Origin of the sequence: Actinocatenispora rupis (genome assembly GCF_016861975.1) — a bacterium.
In the GTDB taxonomy this organism is placed as follows: domain Bacteria; phylum Actinomycetota; class Actinomycetes; order Mycobacteriales; family Micromonosporaceae; genus Actinocatenispora; species Actinocatenispora rupis.
This window is the reverse complement of sequence record NZ_BOMB01000010.1, coordinates 222,670-240,801: the sequence shown is the minus strand read 5'-3', so window position 1 is coordinate 240,801 and position 18,132 is coordinate 222,670. Positions and strand designations below refer to the sequence as shown.

General features: G+C 74.2%; 14 protein-coding genes. 6 read left to right on the top strand and 8 right to left on the bottom strand.

Features of this window, described 5'->3' with window-relative positions:
• Positions 1 to 28: 28 nt before the first annotated feature.
• Entirely contained in the window at positions 29 to 1,444 is a 1,416-nt protein-coding gene (locus Aru02nite_RS09265) for a glycosyltransferase family 39 protein (RefSeq protein WP_203656655.1), read from the bottom strand.
• Positions 1,445 to 1,544: 100 nt separating this feature from the next.
• Positions 1,545 to 2,915: a class III lanthionine synthetase LanKC N-terminal domain-containing protein gene (locus tag Aru02nite_RS09260; protein WP_203656652.1), complete on the bottom strand. Its 1,371-nt coding sequence runs from the start codon at positions 2,913 to 2,915 to the stop codon at positions 1,545 to 1,547.
• A 416-nt stretch (positions 2,916 to 3,331) separates the two neighbouring features.
• Here Aru02nite_RS09260 and Aru02nite_RS09255 point away from each other — a divergent pair, with 416 nt between their 5' ends.
• Positions 3,332 to 3,529, top strand: a complete 198-nt coding sequence (locus Aru02nite_RS09255; protein WP_203656650.1) for a hypothetical protein — start codon at positions 3,332 to 3,334, stop codon at positions 3,527 to 3,529.
• A gap of 31 nt (positions 3,530 to 3,560) precedes the next feature.
• Here the strand turns inward: Aru02nite_RS09255 and Aru02nite_RS09250 are convergent, their stop codons facing one another.
• The gene (locus tag Aru02nite_RS09250; protein WP_203656648.1) at positions 3,561 to 4,256 is read right to left on the bottom strand and encodes an aspartate/glutamate racemase family protein; all 696 of its coding nucleotides are present in this window, start codon (positions 4,254 to 4,256) and stop codon (positions 3,561 to 3,563) included.
• A 181-nt stretch (positions 4,257 to 4,437) separates the two neighbouring features.
• On the opposite strand from Aru02nite_RS09250, the gene Aru02nite_RS09245 reads away from it, so the two are divergent.
• Positions 4,438 to 5,625 (top strand): YncE family protein, encoded by a 1,188-nt coding sequence (locus Aru02nite_RS09245; RefSeq protein ID WP_239076559.1) that lies wholly within the window; start codon positions 4,438 to 4,440, stop codon positions 5,623 to 5,625.
• Between the two features lie 117 nt (positions 5,626 to 5,742).
• Here Aru02nite_RS09245 and Aru02nite_RS09240 read toward each other — a convergent pair whose 3' ends face one another.
• Together Aru02nite_RS09240 and Aru02nite_RS09235 are read right to left on the bottom strand one after the other, a co-directional pair.
• A complete protein-coding gene (locus Aru02nite_RS09240; RefSeq protein WP_203656646.1) occupies positions 5,743 to 6,207 on the bottom strand; it encodes a DUF4870 domain-containing protein in 465 nt (154 codons plus the stop codon).
• A gap of 262 nt (positions 6,208 to 6,469) precedes the next feature.
• A complete protein-coding gene (locus Aru02nite_RS09235) occupies positions 6,470 to 8,887 on the bottom strand; it encodes a tetratricopeptide repeat protein (RefSeq protein WP_203656644.1) in 2,418 nt (805 codons plus the stop codon).
• A gap of 319 nt (positions 8,888 to 9,206) precedes the next feature.
• On the opposite strand from Aru02nite_RS09235, the gene Aru02nite_RS09230 reads away from it, so the two are divergent.
• From Aru02nite_RS09230 to Aru02nite_RS09215, 4 genes are all read left to right on the top strand, one after another.
• Entirely contained in the window at positions 9,207 to 12,272 is a 3,066-nt protein-coding gene (locus Aru02nite_RS09230; RefSeq protein WP_203656641.1) for an AfsR/SARP family transcriptional regulator, read from the top strand.
• A gap of 156 nt (positions 12,273 to 12,428) precedes the next feature.
• Positions 12,429 to 12,911 (top strand): hypothetical protein, encoded by a 483-nt coding sequence (locus Aru02nite_RS09225; protein WP_203656639.1) that lies wholly within the window; start codon positions 12,429 to 12,431, stop codon positions 12,909 to 12,911.
• A gap of 59 nt (positions 12,912 to 12,970) precedes the next feature.
• The gene (locus Aru02nite_RS09220; protein WP_203656638.1) at positions 12,971 to 13,276 is read left to right on the top strand and encodes a hypothetical protein; all 306 of its coding nucleotides are present in this window, start codon (positions 12,971 to 12,973) and stop codon (positions 13,274 to 13,276) included.
• Positions 13,277 to 13,461: 185 nt separating this feature from the next.
• Entirely contained in the window at positions 13,462 to 14,814 is a 1,353-nt protein-coding gene (locus Aru02nite_RS09215) for an alkaline phosphatase (RefSeq protein ID WP_203656636.1), read from the top strand.
• A 63-nt stretch (positions 14,815 to 14,877) separates the two neighbouring features.
• Here Aru02nite_RS09215 and Aru02nite_RS09210 read toward each other — a convergent pair whose 3' ends face one another.
• The 3 genes from Aru02nite_RS09210 to Aru02nite_RS09200 are packed head-to-tail and all read right to left on the bottom strand — an operon-like array spanning position 14,878 to position 18,126.
• Positions 14,878 to 15,753 carry a carbohydrate ABC transporter permease gene (locus tag Aru02nite_RS09210; RefSeq protein ID WP_239076558.1) on the bottom strand — a complete coding sequence of 292 codons (876 nt, stop codon included), beginning with the start codon at positions 15,751 to 15,753 and terminating at the stop codon, positions 14,878 to 14,880.
• Positions 15,750 to 16,745, bottom strand: coding sequence for a carbohydrate ABC transporter permease (locus tag Aru02nite_RS09205; RefSeq protein WP_239076556.1), 996 nt, complete (start codon positions 16,743 to 16,745; stop codon positions 15,750 to 15,752). The genes Aru02nite_RS09210 and Aru02nite_RS09205 overlap by 4 nt, the downstream gene beginning before the upstream one ends.
• Positions 16,746 to 16,803: 58 nt before the next feature.
• The gene (locus Aru02nite_RS09200; RefSeq protein ID WP_203656628.1) at positions 16,804 to 18,126 is read right to left on the bottom strand and encodes an ABC transporter substrate-binding protein; all 1,323 of its coding nucleotides are present in this window, start codon (positions 18,124 to 18,126) and stop codon (positions 16,804 to 16,806) included.
• Between the last annotated feature and the right edge of the window lie 6 nt (positions 18,127 to 18,132).

Here is an 18,132-nt window from a genome sequence, read left to right as displayed (position 1 = left end):
CCGCCCCAGGTCAATCCATAGTGGACGGTCAGCGGCCGGTGGCCCGCAGGAAGGGTATGCCGTCCACGCTGCCGTCGGCGCGGTAGTGTGCGGCGAGCACCGCGCCGAGCCGGCCGGACGGGTCGACGCGGTCGGCCGGCGAGTACACGAGCACGAGGGTGGGCCGGTGCGGGCCAGCGAGCAGCGTCCGCAGGTCCGGCAGCGCCGACGGGATCTTCGCCATCGGCATCCCCCACAGGTACGGGTACGTCGTGTCGCGGTGGGCCAGGAAGTAGACGTTCGCCTCCGAGGACAGTGCGTAGATCTGTTGCCCCGGCGTGGTCCGCGCGCGCACCGCGGCGGCGACCCGCTCGTCCACCCTGGTACGCCGGTAGTACGGGATGGCGTGCTCGCGCTGGGTCTGGTTCATCGGGACGAGGGCGAGCAGCCACACCAGCGTGGGCAGCACGGCGACCGCCCCGTGCAGCAGGCCGCGCCGGGGCTGCGCGATCGCCGCCGCGGCCAGCAGTACCAACGGGGGCAGCAGTTGCACGTAGTAGTGCGGCCACCAGGATCCGCCGAGGCCGGCGCCGACCAGCGCGGCGGCCAGCCAGGCCAGCGCGACGGTCAGCTCGGCGCGGCGCCGGCGCAGCAGGTACCCGCCGACGGCGGCGACCGCGACGGGGACGAGCAGGTCCATCGCCGACCGGGGCAGGCTGGCGAGGAACGTGTGCCAGCGGTCCGGGCCCGCCGCGGCGAGCTGGTAGCCGGCGAGCGCCCGCCAGTACGCGCCGAGGCCGACCGCCCAGCCGTGCAGCACCGACGCCGCCACCGGTACGAGCGCGGCACCGGCCAGGATCCCGGTGTGCCGCAACCGATCCGGCCAGCCGCGGCCGGTGACCAGTACGACCGCGAGGCACGCCAGCCCACCGTCCACACCGGACTGTTTCATCGTCACCGCGGCACCCGCCGCGAGCCCGGCGCCCACCAGCCACCGGACCCGGCCGGTACTCCGCCAGGCCAGCGCGAGCGCCACCGCCACCGTCGCCGCCGTACTGGCGAGCAGTTCGCCGTTGAGGGTGAAGCCCTCCAGATGCGGTGCCACGCCGACGATCGCGTACGTGCCGGCGGCGGCGACCGCGGCCCGGCGCCCCAGCAGCAGCCGGCCGCACGCGCCGAGCGCGACCGTGACGACCACGCCGCACAGCGCCGCGCCCAGCCGCACCGTCCAGCCCGACCCGTCCACCGCCAGCAGCCCGCGGTACGCCAGCAGCAGGCCCTGCGGCCGGTCCAGCCACGCCTGCCGGTACGGGGTGGCGCCCTCGGCCCAGCGGCGCGCCACGTACGCGTAGCCGCCCTCGTCCATGCCGAGCCCGACGAACACGAACGGCAGCCGTACCAGGAACGCCAACACGGCCGCGCCGCACACCGCGACCACCGCCGTACGCCCGGGTCGGGTCGACACCGGCCGTCGTTCCGCCACACCGACCCGCACGGTCTCCCCCCCCGCTGCCGTGGCCTCCCCGACCAGTATCCTCCGGGCGGTCCGCGGCCGGTGTACGGCCTCAGGCGGACGAACGCACCGGCGCACCGGTGGCGAGCGCACGTGCCGCGGCGCGCGCCCGGCCGGCGTCGTCGCCCAGCAGGTCGACCACGGCGGCGAGGACCCCGGTCCGCGCGTCCCCGGCGTACTGCCGGATGGTGGCGAGTGCCTGCCGGCGCGGCGCGTCGCGGTCGGTGCCGAGCGGCACCGGATGCGTACCGAAACAGGCGAAGAGCAGGACCATGCCCAGCGCGTACAGGTCGTCGGTGTCGCGGGGCGGGTCGCCGCGCCGCTGCCGGGCCGGCGCGTACCCGGGGGTGCCGCCGGGCAGCTCGACGCCGTCGAACGCGGCGAGCCCGAAGTCGACCAGCGTGACGCGGTCGCCGTCCACGGCCACGGTGCGGGGCGTCAGGTCGTGCACGACGACGCCGCGATCGTGCAGCTCGGCGAGGATCCGGGCGAGCCGACCGCCCAACCGCGCCAGCGTACGGCCGTCGCCCGCGCGGTCCGGGTAGCGCCCGGCGCGGGCCACGTCGTCCGCCAGGTTGCCCGCACCGGCGTCGCCGACCACCAGGAACTCGTCCGGTCCGTACCGGAAGTGGTCGACGAACCGCGGCACGCCCGGCACCCCGTCCAGCGCGACGAGGACCCGGCGCTCGTTGCGCAGCCGCAGCCGTACGTCGTGCTCGTCCACCCGGGCGCGCGCCTGCTTCACCACGACCGCCGCGCCGTCGCGCTCGTCCACCGCCCGGTACACGGTGCCGCGGCCCGACCCGAGCAGCCCATCCACCACCCGGTACCGGCCGGCGAGCACCGCGTCGCCCGCCGTACCGCCGGTGAACGGGTCGGTCGGCCACGGCGGCTGCCGGTACCGCGGGGTCGCGAGCGCGCCGTCCGGCCCGTGGACCAGCGTCACCGGCCGGCCGTTCGCGTCCGCGCCCCAGGACCACGCGAACGGCCCGTACCGGTAGTACACGGGGGCGGTGGGGTCGACGGCACGGTCGCTCGGCACCCGCGGCCCCTGCTCGCCGTGCAGCAGCGCCGCCAGCCCCAGCCCGACCTCGCGTACCCGGTCGGCCGCCGGGTAGACGGTGAACGCCTTGCCGGCGGTCCCCGGCGAACGGTGCCCGTCGTTGAGCCGGGTCAGCACCCGGGTGGACCGCGCCAGCTTGAACGCGCAACCCCAGTCGAGGAGTACCGGGACGAGGCGGTCGACCAGCGCCGGGAACGTGGCGACCCGCGCGGACACGTGCAGCTTCCAGCCGTGCGCCGGCAACTCGACCGGATCCGGGTACAGGACGAGCCAGGTGGGGTCGTGCCGGAGCCGGTAGCGGTGCCCGGCGTGCCGCCGGACGGCGCGTTCGACCCGGTCGGCCATCTCGATGTCTGCCATGCCGTACGCCCTTCGGGTCAGCACGCCTGGTCCCTACGTCACCGCGTCTGCGAGTGGCTGGCGCTCTCGACGGCGCTGGCCGCACGCGGCAACCGGCGCAGCGGGGCCGGTCCTGTTCGGCGTGGCACTCGACGGCCGGTTCGACGGTACGGCCGCCGGCGACCCGCGGCTCCCGGTCGAGCCATGCTCATCACCCTCTCCGGCCGGTACGGCCCGACGGAGGAATGTTGCGGCCGTGAGTATGCCTACCAAAAGGAGTCACTGATGATCAATAGCCGCAAGCGCTGACATCCTGCGTACCGCCGGATATGCCACCGGCGCGAAACACAACGCGGACATACCGCGTGCGTACCCGGGGTGCGGTGCCCGGCAGAAGTACCGATGTCGGCGAGGCGCGGGGTCGGCAGACTGGCGGCATGCTCCTGCCGGTCACCCCGTTCGCCTGCCTCGTCATGGGCGTCGCCTGCCTCGGCATCTGCGGCTTCACCGTCGTCACCGCGTGGTCGATCCCGGCCCTGCTCGCGGTCGGCGTGGTGTTCGGGCTGCTCGGACTCGGCCTCGTCGCCCTCGGCGTCCTGGTACGCCGCACCGGCCGCGGCTGGTTCGAACGCTGACCCACCGCCGCGCCGTCACCCGGTGGCGGGATCAGTCGGCGAGGGCCAGCTCCACGGCGCGGTCCACGTGCAGGCTGGTGGTGTCGAACAGCGGCAGGCCGGGCACGTCGTCCGGCCCGAGCAACAGACCCAGCTCGGTACAGCCGAGCACGAGTCCCTGCGCGCCGCGCGCCACCAGCCCGTCGACGATCCGCAGGTACTCGGTGCGCGTGGCGTCGGCGACGACGCCGCGGGTCAGCTCGCCGAAGATGCTGGCGTGCACCAGATCCCGGTCCGCCGGCTCGGGCACCATCACCTCGACGCCACCCACGGCGAACCGCTCCGCGTAGAAGCCGGGGGCCATCACGGGTGCGGTGCCGAGCAGCCCGAGCTTCGTCGTACCGGCGGCGCGCGCGGCGTCCGCCGTCACGTCCACGATGTGTACGAACGGGATACCGACCGCGGCCTCGATCTGCGGCGCCACCCGGTGCGGGGTGTTCGCCGCCAGCAGCAGGAAGTCCGCGCCGGCCCGCTCCACCTGCCGGGCCCGCTCGCTCAGGTACGCCGCGGCCTCGTCCCACGCCGCGGTCCGGATGCACCGCTCGAACACGCCGAAGTTCACGCTGCGCAGTACGATCTCCGGCGCCTGGTGCCCGCCGAGCCGCGCGTTGACCCGCTCGTTCAACAGCCGGTAGTACTCCGCGGTCGCCACGCTGCTCAACCCGCCGAGCAGACCGATCGTTTTCACGTACGTCCCCTTCCGCCGCCGGAGGCCCAACCTACCCGGAGCCACGGCAGGGTGACCCGGGCCGGGTTTTCGCCGTACGGCCGTGGGCGCCGCCGCCGCTTTGCCAGAGTGGTACGAGGCGAACGGCCCGACCGGCTGACGCCCCCACGTCAGCGGCGCCCGACACGTCGGAGGTCGCATGATGCCCGGATCCCGGGTACGCCGGTGCGCGGCGGCCGGCGTCCTGCTCCTCGCCGCCACGCTGACCGGCTGCACCGGTACGCACACCGCGCCGCGGCATGCCACGGCACGGCACGCCGCGGCGACCACGCACCCGTCGCCGGCACCTGCCGGGCTGCCCGGCATGCCGCCCGTCGCCGACCCGCACAACGTCTACCGGGACGCCGGCGCGAACATGCTCGCCCCCGCGGTCCGCCACGACCCGCCCCTGGTGTACGTGCCGCACAACGGTTCCGGCGACGTGTGGGTGATCGACCAGCGTACGTTCCGGGTGGTGGCGCGGTATCCGGCCGGTGTCGAGGTGCAGCACGTCGTGCCGTCGTGGGACCTGCGCACCCTGTACTCCACCGACGACGTCGGCAACCACCTGCGCGCGTTCGACCCGCGTACCGGGAAGGCCGGCCGCACCATCGCCGTGGTCGACCCGTACAACCTGTACTTCACGCCCGACGGCCGGTACGGCATCTCCGTCGCCGAGGACCACCGCGCCCTCTACTGGTACGACCCGCACAGCTGGGCGCAGCGCGCCGTCACGCCGCTGCCGAAGTGCGCCGGGGCGGACCACGCCGAGTTCAGCGCCGACGGGCGTACGGCGGTGTTCACGTGCGAGTTCGCCGGTGCCGTCGCCGTCGTCGACGTGGCGTCGCGCCGGCTGCTGCGGATGGTGGACATGCCGCGCCGGTACACGCACATGGGCCCGCAGGACATCAAGCTCGCACCCGACGGCCGGCACTGGTACGTCGCGGACTGCGACGCCGGCGGCCTCTGGGTACTCGACGGCGCCGCCCGGTCCGTGCAGCGCTTCGTCCGTACCGGCGCCTGCGCCCACGGCCTGTACTTCGACCGACCGGCGCGCCGGATGTTCGTGTCGGACCGGATGGCGGGCAGCGTCAGCGTGCTCGACGCGTACACGGCGCGGCCGCTGGCGACGTGGCACCTGCCGGGCGGCGGCAGCCCCGACATGGGCAACGTCACCGCCGACGGGCGCCAGCTCTGGCTCTCCGGCCGGTACGACGACGTGGTCTACGTACTGTCCACATCGGACGGACGGCTGATCCGCCGGATCCCGGTCGGGAACGGGCCGCACGGGCTATGCGTCTGGCCGCAACCCGGCCGGTACTCCCTCGGCCACACCGGCATCACCCGCTGACCGCCGTACCGGGGCGTCGAGGGCGGGACAGCGGTCAGCCGAACAGTTCCGCGGGCGTCCCTCCAACGCGCGGCGACCGTCCACAGTGGAGCGCCGACCGGCCGGCGGGTGGCGCCGCTACTTGAACAGCGAGAGCTGGAACGGGAAGCCGTACCGCTCCCCCTTGCCGGCCTTGACACCGCACAGGATGCCGAACACGACACCGCCCGCCCACACGGCGATCTGCGCCAGCCACAGCACCAACGACACCACGTTGTACAGCACGCCCAGGTCGGCGCCGAGCAGGATCACGCCGAGGCACATCCGCAGTACGAACAGGATGACCGCCACGCCGCTGACCGGTACGAAGAAGTTGAGCGCGGCGACCGCCTCGGCGCGGATCGCCGGGGATTCCTTACCACGGGCCAGGAACGCGATCAGCGGGCCGAGCGCCGACAGCACGCCGAGCGAGATGAACGAACCGACCGCGGCACCGTACGTGAGGAGCATGCGCCACGTCTGGTCGTCGTTGGCGGGCTGCTGGCCGGGGGCCGGCGTCGGGCCCGGCTGGTACGGCGGCTGCTGCGGCGGGGGATACGACATGAGGGGCATCTCCGTGTTCCGATGGATGTGTCGGGTGGACGACGGTCGCGCGGTGGCGGGTTCTCCCGCCGGCCACGTGCCCGGCGTCGTCGCGGGGCCAGGCGACGACGCCGGGATCGCCGCCGACGTCGCCCGTCGAGGGATCGAGACTGTATCAGGTCCCGGCGCGGAAACAAATTGGCTCTGCAAAAGGGCTTCCGCCGGTCACCGTCCCCTGTGGACAGTGGGTATTTCTACCTACACGAGGGCTTCCGGCGGGTGGTCAGTCGGTGTCCTGGAGGGAACGGGCGAGTCGCCGGGCCGGCTCCGGCAGACCCGGTGTCATGCCGGCGGTGCAGGCCAGCGACCCGGCGATGGTGACCACGCGGTGCCGGCGTACGTCGGCGGCGTCGGTGACGCGCTCGGCGACCAGCGCGGCGACGTCGGCACGGGCGCCCGGATCGACCCAACCCTGCACCGCGAGCGCGAACGTGGCCGCCTCGGTCACCCAGTCCTCCACCCCGAACGCGAGATCGCCGAGCGTCCGGCGCCGCACCGACACCGGCCACGGCTCGTCCGCCCGGTGGTGCAGCAGGCCGACGCACGCGGCGACCTGCACCATGCGCAGCCAGTACCCGGGGGCGCCGGCGAGCTGCCGACCGGTGTCGGTGTCCGGCGGCTCCGGCGGGTACGTCAGGACGCCGAGCAGGTCGTCCAGCGGCAGCGCGCCGAGGTGCACGGCCGCGTCGTACAGGGCGGTCGGGTGCGGCCAGCGGATCCCGGCCAGCGCGGCGAACTCGCCCACCGCGCGGGCACCGTCGGCGCTCGGCTCCGGCCGCACCGGGCGGGCCGTGGTCCCGTCGTACGCCCAGATCTCGGTGCCGACGGCGCGCCGGGGCCGGCGGATGTCCGGCTCGGGCACGTCGCCGACGGACACGGTCAGGCCGGGCAGGGCGCGGGCCAGCGCGGTGAGCGCGCTCGGCGCCTCCAACGCCGTCACGTACGTGCTGACCGGGCGGGCGCCCGCGGCGAGGAACTCCGGCTCCAGGAACCGCGACACCGCCTCCCCCGGCCCCGGTACGAACGACAGCCAGGGTTCGCCGTCGCACGCGCCGGCCAGCATCGCGTGCGCGTGCTGCACGTCCGGGTGCGCGCGCAGGTAGTCGGCGAGCGCCACCAGGTGCGCCGGGTCGGCGTCGCGGGCGTACCGCAGCCGGCAGGCCGTCGGGAACGCCGCCGGGTCCTGCGGGTCGACCGCGAGCGCACCGTCCACCCAGGACAGTGCCTCGTCGGTGCGGCCGACCTCGGCCAGCAGTTCCGCCACGTCGGTGTACGCGGCGGTGTTGGTGGGGTTGAAGCCCAGCACCCGCCGGAACGCGGCGACCGTCTCGTCCACGTCGCCCGCCGACCGGTACGCCAGCGCGGTGAACAGGGCCGTCATCTCCGACGGTGCCAGGCTCTCCCCGCGGGACGCCCACGCCACGGCCTGCTTCTCGGCGCCGAGCCGGCGCGCCAGGTTCGCGGCGGCGCCGTGCAGCAGCGCGTGCCCGGGATGCGCGGCGAGCGCGTTGCCCGCCAGTTCCAGGTACGGCAGCAGCGGCGCCCGGTCCTCCTCCGGTACGGGCGTGGGCAGGCCGGCGGAGAACGACATCAGCTCCGGCGCGAGCCGTTCCGGGTCGAGGCGCGCGCCGAGACCCGGGTCGGTCACCCACGGCACGTCCGCCCACGGCCGGCGCGGATCGTACCCGCTGGCGGACAGCAGCAGTTCCACCGCGTCGTCGGCCGAACCGCCGTCGGCGAGCAGGTGGGCGCGCGCGACCACGTTGCCGACGTACACCTGGCCCTGGACGGGGAACAGGTCGAGCGCGGCGTCGCCGGCCTGCCGCGCCAACCCCAGCACCGCCCGGTACGCCTCGGCCGGGTCCGGCGCGGTCACCAGCGCGGTCGCCACGTGCCGGGCCGCGGTGGTCAGGTCGCCGCGCTCGACGAGCAGCCGCGCGGTGGTCAGCTCGTCCTGCGCGGAGCGCGGTGCCGCGGCGTGGTCGTGGCCGTCCGGCGCGGCGCCGTCGCCGAGCAGCTCGACCAGGTGGTACAGGTCGTGCCGGTAGCCGGCCATCGCGGCGACCGCGGGGTCGGCGGCGAGCGTGCCGACGAGGTCCGCCACGCGTTCCCGGTCCGGCACCCGGCCGCGGACCGCGCCGAAGTGCTGGAGCATCGCCAGCGCCGGCGGCATCCACCCGCCGAGCAGCCACCAGGACATCGCCAGCGTGTACGCGTCGTCGCCGAGTACGGGTTCCAGCCGTACGGCCGCCGCCTCGACCGCGTCCGGCTCCGACCCGTCCGCCGTGGCGCCCGGATCCGGCAGCGGTATGCCGGCGTGCTCGTGCCACGCCGCCACGAAGTCCACCGCGTACGACAGGACCAGGGTGAGGCGGTCGAAGACCGGGGCGACCAGCGGGCCGGGTGCGGCGCCCATCTCGACGAGCGCGCCGGCGGCGAGCGCCGCCCACCGGCCGACGGGCGGCGGTGCCGCGGCGACCACGGCGGCGATCGGGCCGATCGCCGCGTCCCGTGCCGACGGCGTCGCGTCCTCCCCGGCCTCCACGATGCGGTGCACGGCGGTGCCGAACAGCTCGCCGTCCTCTTCCCGATCGGCGCGGACCAGCTCGTCGCACCAGTGCCGCAGCGCGGAATCTCCCACAGCTTTCCCATCGTCGTGGTCGCCCGCCGGTACCGGCGCGCGGTGTACGGATGCGGCGGACCCGCCGCGGCTCCGAGACTCCACCACGATGGCCGCCGTACGCAAACCTGGCCCCGCCAAACGGACAAAGCCCTCCACCGTCCCACGTGGACAGTGGGTACTTCGACCCACCCCGCGGCCGTCCCGGGTACCGGATCGACTCGTCCGTCCACAGTGGACATCGGGTGTACCGCGGCGGCGTGGTGGGATGTGGCGCGCCTATGATCGTTCGTCCGAGACCGGCCGGACGACCCCGCCGGACGCCGACCGGGGTGGTGGGATGAGGTTCGCCGTACTGGGACCGTTGACGGTGCGCGCGCCCGACGGCACCGCCGTGCACGTACCCGGGGAGCGGTGTCGCGCGGTGCTGGCCGTCCTGCTGTGGCACGCGAACCGGCCGGTGCCGGTGTCGGTGCTGACCGAGGCGGTGTGGCAGGGCGCCCCGCCCAGTTCCGCCGCCGCCAACCTCCAGACGTACGTGTCGCGGCTGCGCCGGTTGCTGCCCGACACGGAGCTGTCGTACGCGCACGGCGCGTACCGGTTGGTGGTGGCGGACGGCGACCTGGACCGCACCGCGTACGCGACGGGCGTGGCGGCGGCGCGGGCGGCGCTGGCCCGGGGCGACGCACCCGCGGCGGCGGCCGGGCTGCGCGCCGCGCTCGGACTGTGGCGGGACCGCCCGCTCGTGGACGTCCCGGTGCCGCTGCTGGAGCCGGAGGCGGACGCGCTGGAGGACGACCGGCTCGCGGTCGTCGAGGACTGCATGGACGCGGAGCTGGCCGGCGGCCGGCACGCCGACCTGGTCGGCGAGTTGCAGGCGCTGGTCGGCAAGCACCCGCTCCGGGAACGCTTGCGCGGCCAGCTGCTGCGCGCGCTCGCCGCGTCCGGGCGTACCGCGGAGGCGCTGGACGCGTACCAGCGGACCCGGACCGAACTGGTCGACGCGCTCGGCGTCGAACCCGGCCCGGACCTGCGCGAGCTGCACACCCGCATCCTGCGCGGCGAGCCCGCCGCACCCGCGCCCCGGCCGCCCGCGGCGCCGACCGCGGTGTGCCAGCTGCCCGCGCAGGTACCGGACTTCACCGGCCGGCAGGACGAGGTCACCGCGCTCACCGCGCTGCTGACCGCGACCACCGACGCCGTCCCCGTCGCCGTGCTCACCGGTACGCCGGGCGGCGGCAAGACCGCGCTCGCGGTACGGGTGGCGCACGCGGTGCGGTCGCACTTTCCCGACGGGCAGCTGTTCGTACACCTGGCGGGCGGGTCGTCGACGCCCCGGCCGGCCGCCGACGTGCTCGCCGAACTGCTCCGCTCGCTCGGGATGGCCGGGCCGAACCTGCCCGACGGGCTGGACGAGCGCGCCGCGGCGTTCCGGTCGCTGCTCGCCGACCGCCGGGTCCTCGTCGTCCTCGACGACGCCGCCGACCCGGCCCAGGTACGCCCGCTGCTGCCCGGTACCGCCGGCAGCGCCGTGCTGGTGACCGGCCGCCGCCAGCTGCCCGCGCTGTCCGGCCACGCCCGCCCGGTACGCCTCGGTCCGCTCGACGCCGCCGAGGCGGAGGCGATGCTGGCCCGGATCGTCGGCGCGGACCGGCTCGCGGCGGAACCGGCCGCCACCACCCGGGTACTCGCGGCCTGCGGCCGGCTGCCGCTCGCCGTACGGGTGGCGGGTGCCCGGCTCGCCGACCGTACGGACTGGGCGGTGGAGACGCTGGCCGACCGGCTCGACGACGAGCAGCGCCGGTTGGACGAGCTGGCCGTCGACGACGTCGAGGTACGCGCCAGCCTCGCGCTCAGCTACGCCGGCCTCGCCGCTCCCGTACGCCGGGGGCTGCGGTTGCTCGCCCTGCTCGACCCGGTGACCGTCGCCGACTGGTCGATCGCCGCGCTGCTGGGCGACGGCGACCCGACCGCCGAGTACGGGGAGGCGGGTGATGCGGACACCGACCGGGTGGTCGGCGCACTCGTCGCCGCGAACCTGCTCGACCCGGTGGGCCGGGACCGCGCCGGCCAGCCGCGCTACCGCCTGCACGACCTGCTCCGCGTGTACGGCCGGGAACGCGCCCGCGCCGAGGATCCGGTGGCCGACCGGCGTGCCGCGCTGCGCCGGCTGTTCCACCGGGCGGCGACGCTGACCGTGGTGGCCGACGGGGGCGTACCGCGGCAGGAGCCGGTGCCGCGGCTGCCGGGCGACCCGCCGCCGCCGACCGCGGCCGGGCCGCTGGTGGCGCGGATCCGCCGCGATCCCCGCGCGTTCCTCGATGCCGAACGGTCGAACCTGATCGCCGCCGCGGTGCACGTCGCCGGGCAGGGGCGTACCGGGGAGGCGGCCTGGTTCGCCGGGCACCTGCACCCGCAGCTGTGGCTGGACGGTCGCACCGAGGACCTGATCCGGTTGCACACCACCATTCGCGACGCGGCGGCCGCGGCCGGCGACGCGCCCGCCCGGCTGCGCGCCGAGTACCTGCTGGGGCGGGTGCGGACGCGGCGCGGCGAGCACGACGCGGCGCTGCGGGCGGTGACCGGCTGCCAGGAGGAGGCCGAGCGGCTGGGCCTGCGGCACCTGCTCGCCTGCTGCCTGGCCACCCGCGGCCACCTGCTGCGGAGTACGGCGAGCTTCGCCGACGACAGCCCCGGGTACGCCCGGCGCGCGGTCGAGCTGTTCGCCGAGCTGGACGACCGGCCCGCGACCGTCGCCGCGGAACGCGAACTGGCGCTGGCGCTCAACCGGTCCGGCCGTACCGACGAGGCGTTCGCCGCGCTGGAACGGGCCGTCGCGGGCGCCCGCGCGCTGACCGACCCGGCCCTGAGTGCCTTGGTACTCAACGGGTACGGCGTGTGGCTGATGGGCGCCGGCCGGTACGCGGAGGCCCGGGACGCCGGCGAGGAGTGCCTGGCCGCGCTGCGCCGCCTGGACGACCGGATCGGCTGCCTCCAGGCGATCTGCCAGATCGGCCTCGCCGACCTCGCCCTCGGCCACCACGACGAGGCGGTACGCCGGTTCGCGGAGGCGCGCGCCGGCGCGCTGGCGTACGACGACGTGGAGCTGGCCACGTTCGGGTCGCTGGTGGTGGCGACGAGCTGGATCGCCGCGGGCCGCGCCGACGAGGCGGTACCGGTGGTCGAGCGGTGCGTGCGCACGTTCCGGGAGGTGACGCAGCCGCGGCGGGTGGCGCAGGGGCTGCACGTCCTGGCCGCCGCGTACGAGGCACTCGGCCGGGCCGCGGACGCGGACCGTACCCGGGCCGAGGCCACCGCGCTCGACGGGTACGACGGCACGGGCGCGCCGCGTACCCTCTCCACCCGGCTGCTGCTGCGCCTCGCCGCAGGCCGTACGACGGACTGATCCGCCCTCGTGTGGCGGACGTGTGGTGCCGGTGTGGCGGGGGCGCGGAGACTCACGGCACCCGTGGAGGACGAGGTCCTCCGATCCTCATGTCTGGAGTCATCCGCAACCATGGCAACACAACAGCCGGTCCACCCGGCGCCCACCCGGGGCGTCGTGCCCGGACCGCCGGCAACCCGACCCACCTCGCTGCGCCTCGCCTGGTACGCGTCGCTCACCGCGATGCTGGTCGCCGTGGTCGGCGCGGTCGTCGTCTTCGCGACCGGCCGCGACTTCGTCGAACACGCCGGCAGCGACTACCTGAGCGAGAACGCGGCGGGCGCGTTCGACCACGCCGACGCCGTGGACACCGCGTACGGGCTGCTGGTCAACCGCGCCGTACTCGACCTGGTGGCGATCGGGTTCGTCCTGCTGTTCGCGGTCTTCGCCCGCAACGGCGCCACCTGGGCGCGGGTCCTCGTCACGGTCGTACTGCTGCTCGGCGACACGACCCGGCTCGCCACGATCGGCAGCGGCCCGGTCGGCTCCACCGTCACGACGGCGCTGCTGGTCGTCCTGTCGCTCGCCGTACCGGTGCTGCTGTTCCTGCCGGCCAGCGGCCGGTACGCGAAGGCCCGCAAGGCCGCCCGCGCGGCCTGACGGCGCACTCTCCCCCGGATCGCATCTCCCCCGAACGCATCTCCCCCGAAAGGCACCCCATGCGTACCACCCTCGTCCGGTCCGTCGTCCTCACCGCGGTCGGCTTCGGCCTCGCGCTCGGCCTGTCCGCGTGCGGCGGCGGCGTCGACAAGGCCGCACTGTCGGACAAGCTGAAGACCGAGGCGGACTTCAAGGGCCTGCCCGACTCGTTCGCCGACTGCATGGCCGACGCGATGCTCAAGTACGGCGACCAGGACGACCTGCAGAAGTACGTGGACGGAAAGCTCAAGGTCGACAGCGTGGGCGGGCTCGACGGCAAGGACGCCGAGGCCGCCGCGCAGAAGTGCGCCGACCAGGTCCAGTGACACCCCGACCGGCCCGTACGCGCGACGCGCGTGCGGGCCGGCCCGTCCGCTTTCGGCCGCCTTCCGCACCCGGCGTCACGCCACCGACGTACGGGTCTTGCCTTCGTCTTACCTCCGGTTAACCGCTCCCTGGTGGGCTGGCGCGCGTTCGCACGTCACGACGACCCCTGCCAGGAGCCGCCCCCATGCGCACACCCACCGGACGCCGACTCACCGTCGGCGCCGCCCTCCTCGCCGCCGCCGCGACCACGCTAGCGGTGACGACCACGGCCGGCGCGTTCGGCGACACGCCGACGCACGCCAGCGCGCACGGCGCGGTGAAGAACGTCATCCTGCTGATCGGCGACGGCATGGGCGACTCGGAGATCACCCTCGCCCGCGACTACACCGTCGGCGCCGCCGGCCGCCTCTCGATGGACCGGCTCCCCTTCACCGGCGCGTACACGACCTACGCGGTGCACGCCGACGGCACGCCGGACTACGTCACCGACTCCGCGGCCAGCGGTACCGGCTGGGCCACCGGGCACAAGACGGTCAACGGCCGGATCGCCAAGACCCCGGACACCGACAAGGCGGTACCGACCCTGCTCGAACTCGCGCAGCGGAACGGGCTCGCCACCGGCAGCGTCACCACCGCCGAGCTCACCGACGCCACCCCCGCCGTACTCGCCTCGCACGTCACCGACCGCTCCTGCCAGGGCCCGGCCGACATGGCCGCCTGCCCGGCCGACACGATCACCGCCGGCGGACCCGGCTCGATCGCCGAGCAGTCCGTGAACCACAAGGTCGACGTCCTGCTCGGCGGCGGGCGGCAGCGCTTCGAGCAGCCCGTCACCGCCGGCCCGTACCGTGGCGGCACGGTGACCGACCAGGCGCGCAAGCTCGGGTACCAGGTGGTCACCGACTCGGCGGGGCTGGCCGGGGTCGACGCCGGCAAGCCGGTGCTGGGACTCTTCGCGGCCGGCAACGTACCGGTGGAGTGGACGGGGAAGGCCGCCGCGGTCGGCGGTACGGCCCCGCAGCGCTGCACGACCCGCAACCCGAACCGCCCGGCCGGTACGCCGAGCCTCGCGGACTCGGCGACGAAGGCGATCGAGCTGCTCACCGCGAAGCAGAAGCACTCCGGCAAGGGCTTCTTCCTCCAGGTCGAGGGCGCGTCGATCGACAAGCAGGACCACGCCGCCGACCCGTGCGGCCAGATCGGCGAGACCGTGGCGTTCGACCGCGCGGTACAGGTGGCGCGGGCGTACGCGGCGAAGCATCCGGACACGCTCGTCGTGACCACCGCGGACCACGGGCACAGCAGCCAGATCGTGCCGGTCGAGGCCGCGCCGCCGGGCCTGTCCTCGACCCTGGTCACCGACGAGGGCCAGCAGCTCAAGGTCAGCTACGGCACCAACACCCCGGGCAAGTCGCAGGAGCACACCGGTACCCAGGTGCGCATCGCGGCGCAGGGCCCGCACGGTGACCGGGTCCTGGGCGTCACCGACCAGACCGACCTGTTCACCACGATCCGTACGGCGCTCGCCCTGCGCTGACCCGGATCCCCGGTACGGCGGGGTGGCCCACGTGGCCGCCCCGCCGTCGCCGTGCCCGCGGCGTCAGCCCTTGATACCGGTGAGGTTGGCGCCCTCCACGAACGCGCGCTGCGCGAAGAAGAACAGCACGATGATCGGCAGCGTGAAGACGACGGTGGCGGCCATGGTGAGGTTCCAGTTCACCGCGTGCAGCGACTTGAACTGGGTGAGCCCGATGGAGATGGTCCACCAGGTCGGGTTGCCGCCGACGTACAGGAGGGGGTTGAAGAGGCTGTTCCAGCAGCTGAGGAAGTTGAACAGGCAGGCGGCGGCGATCGCCGGTTTCGCCATCCGGCCGACGATCGACACCATCACCCGGAACTCGCCGCACCCGTCGACGCGCGCCGCGTCCGCGTAGTCGTCCGGGATGGTCAGCAGGAACTGGCGCAGCAGGAACACCGAGAACGCGTTGCCGAAGAAGAACGGCGCCACCAGCGGCACGAGCGTCGCGACCAGGTGCAGCTTCGCCCACATCACGTACAGCGGGACGGCGAGGACCTGTTGCGGCACCATCATCATCGCCAGCACGACGATCAGCGCCGCGGTGCTGCCACGCCACCGGATCCGGGCCATCGCGTACGCGGCGGGGTAGCTGGACAGCAGCATCCCGACCGTCGCGAGCCCGGCGTACAGGAGGGTGTTGAGCAGGTACCGGAGGATCGGCGCCTGCGCGAACACGTCGGCGAAGTTGCGCCACCGTACGGGATGCGGCACGAGCGCGCCGGTCAGCGCCTGCTGGTCGGACATCAGCGCGGTCGCGACCACGAACACCAGCGGGATCAGGAACATGGCGCCGAGGGCGATCAGGACCGCGTGTTCGGCGACGGCGGCGAGCACCCGGCGGCGCATCCGCGGCCGGGTACGGGGTCGCGGCGGGGCGGTCAGCGTCACGGTGGTCACCGGCCCGTACCTCCGGTCTGGTGGACGAAACTGCGGCTGCGCAACAGGATCGCGGACGAGATGCCGAGCGCGACGACGAGCATCACGACGGCGAGAGCCGAGGCGTACCCCATGTTGAAGTAGCGGAATCCCTGCTGGTACAGCCAGAGCGGGAAGAACAGCGTGGAACCCTCGGGGTAGCCGAGCACCCCGTCGTCGAGCTTCGCGCCGCCGTTGCCGAGACTCGACACCACGTACGCCTGGTCGAAGTACTGGAGGCCGTCGATGACGGTGGTGACGACGGCGAACAGTACGACCGGGCTGATCACCGGCAGTGTCACGTGCCGCAGCTTCGACAGCGGGCCGGCACCGTCGAGGTCGGCCGCCTCGTACAGGTCGCGCGGGACCTGGAGGAGGGCGGCGAGGAAGATGACGATGAGGTTGCCGGAACCCCAGACCGCCAGCACCGTCAGCGACGGCTTGGCCCACCCGGGCGAGGTGTACCACGGCGGGCCGGTGACACCGAGGGCGGCGAGCACCTGGTTCACCGGGCCGGTGCCGGGATTGAACACGTACAGGAAGCCCATCGCGGCGGCGACCAGCGGCGTGAGGCTCGGCAGGTAGAACACCGTGCGCAGCAGGCCGACGCCGCGCCGGGCCCGGCTCAGCAGCAGCCCGATCCCGAACGAGAACAGCACCTGGCACGGCACCAGGATCAGCAGTACCCACAAGGTGTTCCGGACCGCCTGGCCGAGTTGCTGGTCCCCGCGCAGCATGTACGCGTAGTTCGCGAGGCCGATCCAGCGCGGCGCGGACAGCAGGTCGTAGTGCGTGAACGACAGGTAGCCGATGGAGACGAGCGGGTAGCCGAAGAACACGACCACCCCGATCGCCCACGGCGCCAGCAGCAGCGCGAGCAACCGGCGCCGTCGCCGGTCGGCCGCGCGGCGCGGGGCGGGTCGTGGCCGCGCCCCGGCCCGCGCCGGGTACGGTGCCACCGCGGTGTCCTGCACTGCGCACTCCCTTCCTCGCAAGGGTTTCGGACCTCCACCGTCTACTGTGGACTGACGGTCACGGCGGGTTGGCGTTGCGGGTCAGGTCGTCGATCTGCCGGGCCAGCCCGCGCAGCCCGGCGGCCAGGTCCGGCACCCGCCCGGCCTGCCAGCGTTCCGCGAACTGGTCCAGCGCGTCCTTGTCCGCCCGGCCGAGCGTCGTCGGCGTACCGCTGCCACTGTGCGGGTTGTTCATGATGTCGACGAACGTGCCGAAGTGCGGCCGCTTCGTGAACGCGGGATCGCTTGCCGCACTGGGCAACGACGGTACGTTGCCGAGCGCGCCGTAGAACTTCACCTGCGCGGCCCGCGTCTGCGTCAGGTACTTCACCAGCTCCCACGCCGCGCCCGGTTCCCTGGCGCCCTGCGGGATCCCGAACACACCGGTGTCCACGAAGCCCGCACCGTACGTGCCGGCGCGGTCGTCGGCGACCGGCAGCCCGGCGGTGTCGTAGGAGAGCTTGGGCGCCTGGTCGGCGATGAACGCGGTGCGCCACTCGCCGTCGAACTGCATCGCGACCTTGCCCGCCTGGAACGCGTTGGCCGCCGACATCTCCGCGCCGAGACCGGCCTGGAACCGTTGCAGCTTCTGGTATCCGATCGCGGCGACCAGCTGGCGTTGCGCCTCGAACATCCGCCGCCAGCCCGGGTTCGCCGCGAGCGCCGAACGGCCGTGCGCGTCGTACAGGCCGGCGCCGAAGCTGGGGCTCCAGTGGATCGCGGTGTTCTGCTGGAACGAGAACAGCGGGTCGAACCCGAGCGTACGGATCGAGCCGTCCGGGTTGTACGTGGTGAGCTTCTTCGCGTCCGCCACGAACTCCGACCAGGTACGCGGCGGCCGGTCCAGCCCCGCCTGCGCGAACCGGTCGGTGTTGTAGTACAGGCCGAAGGTGTCGACGCCGCCGGGCATCACGCACTGCGTACCGTGGAAGTCCAGCAACCGGCGGATGACCGGCGCGTACCGGGTGGTCACGTGGTCACGGCGGAGGTAGCCGGTGAGGTCCCGGAAGGCGCCGGTCGAGCAGTACGTGCCCATCGTGGTGGTGCTGCCGATCGCGGCGACGTCGGGCGGGTAGCCGCCGCGGATCGACGTCATGATGGTCGAATCGTCCACACCGTCCACAATGGACACGTGTACGTTCGGGTGCAGCCGCGTGAAGTCACGTACCACGGTGTGGAAGGCGGCTGCTTCCCTTCCGTTCCACCCGTTCCAGACGGTCAGGTCGGTCGACCGGTGCGCGTCGAACGGCACCGGCCGGTCGTCGCCGGGGCGGCTCGCGCACCCGGTGGCGGTAACGGCCAGCAGCGCGGCGAGCGCACCGGCCAGGATCCTGCGACGCATGGCGGC

Coding starts and splice junctions, on each gene's coding strand:
- Aru02nite_RS09260 (WP_203656652.1), bottom strand. CDS start 2,915: ATGGCAGACATCGAGATGGCCGACCGGGTCGAACGCGCCGTCCGGCGG.
- Aru02nite_RS09230 (WP_203656641.1), top strand. CDS start 9,207: ATGAGGTTCGCCGTACTGGGACCGTTGACGGTGCGCGCGCCCGACGGC.
- Aru02nite_RS09245 (WP_239076559.1), top strand. CDS start 4,438: ATGCCCGGATCCCGGGTACGCCGGTGCGCGGCGGCCGGCGTCCTGCTC.
- Aru02nite_RS09215 (WP_203656636.1), top strand. CDS start 13,462: ATGCGCACACCCACCGGACGCCGACTCACCGTCGGCGCCGCCCTCCTC.
- Aru02nite_RS09240 (WP_203656646.1), bottom strand. CDS start 6,207: ATGTCGTATCCCCCGCCGCAGCAGCCGCCGTACCAGCCGGGCCCGACG.
- Aru02nite_RS09200 (WP_203656628.1), bottom strand. CDS start 18,126: ATGCGTCGCAGGATCCTGGCCGGTGCGCTCGCCGCGCTGCTGGCCGTT.
- Aru02nite_RS09220 (WP_203656638.1), top strand. CDS start 12,971: ATGCGTACCACCCTCGTCCGGTCCGTCGTCCTCACCGCGGTCGGCTTC.
- Aru02nite_RS09255 (WP_203656650.1), top strand. CDS start 3,332: ATGCTCCTGCCGGTCACCCCGTTCGCCTGCCTCGTCATGGGCGTCGCC.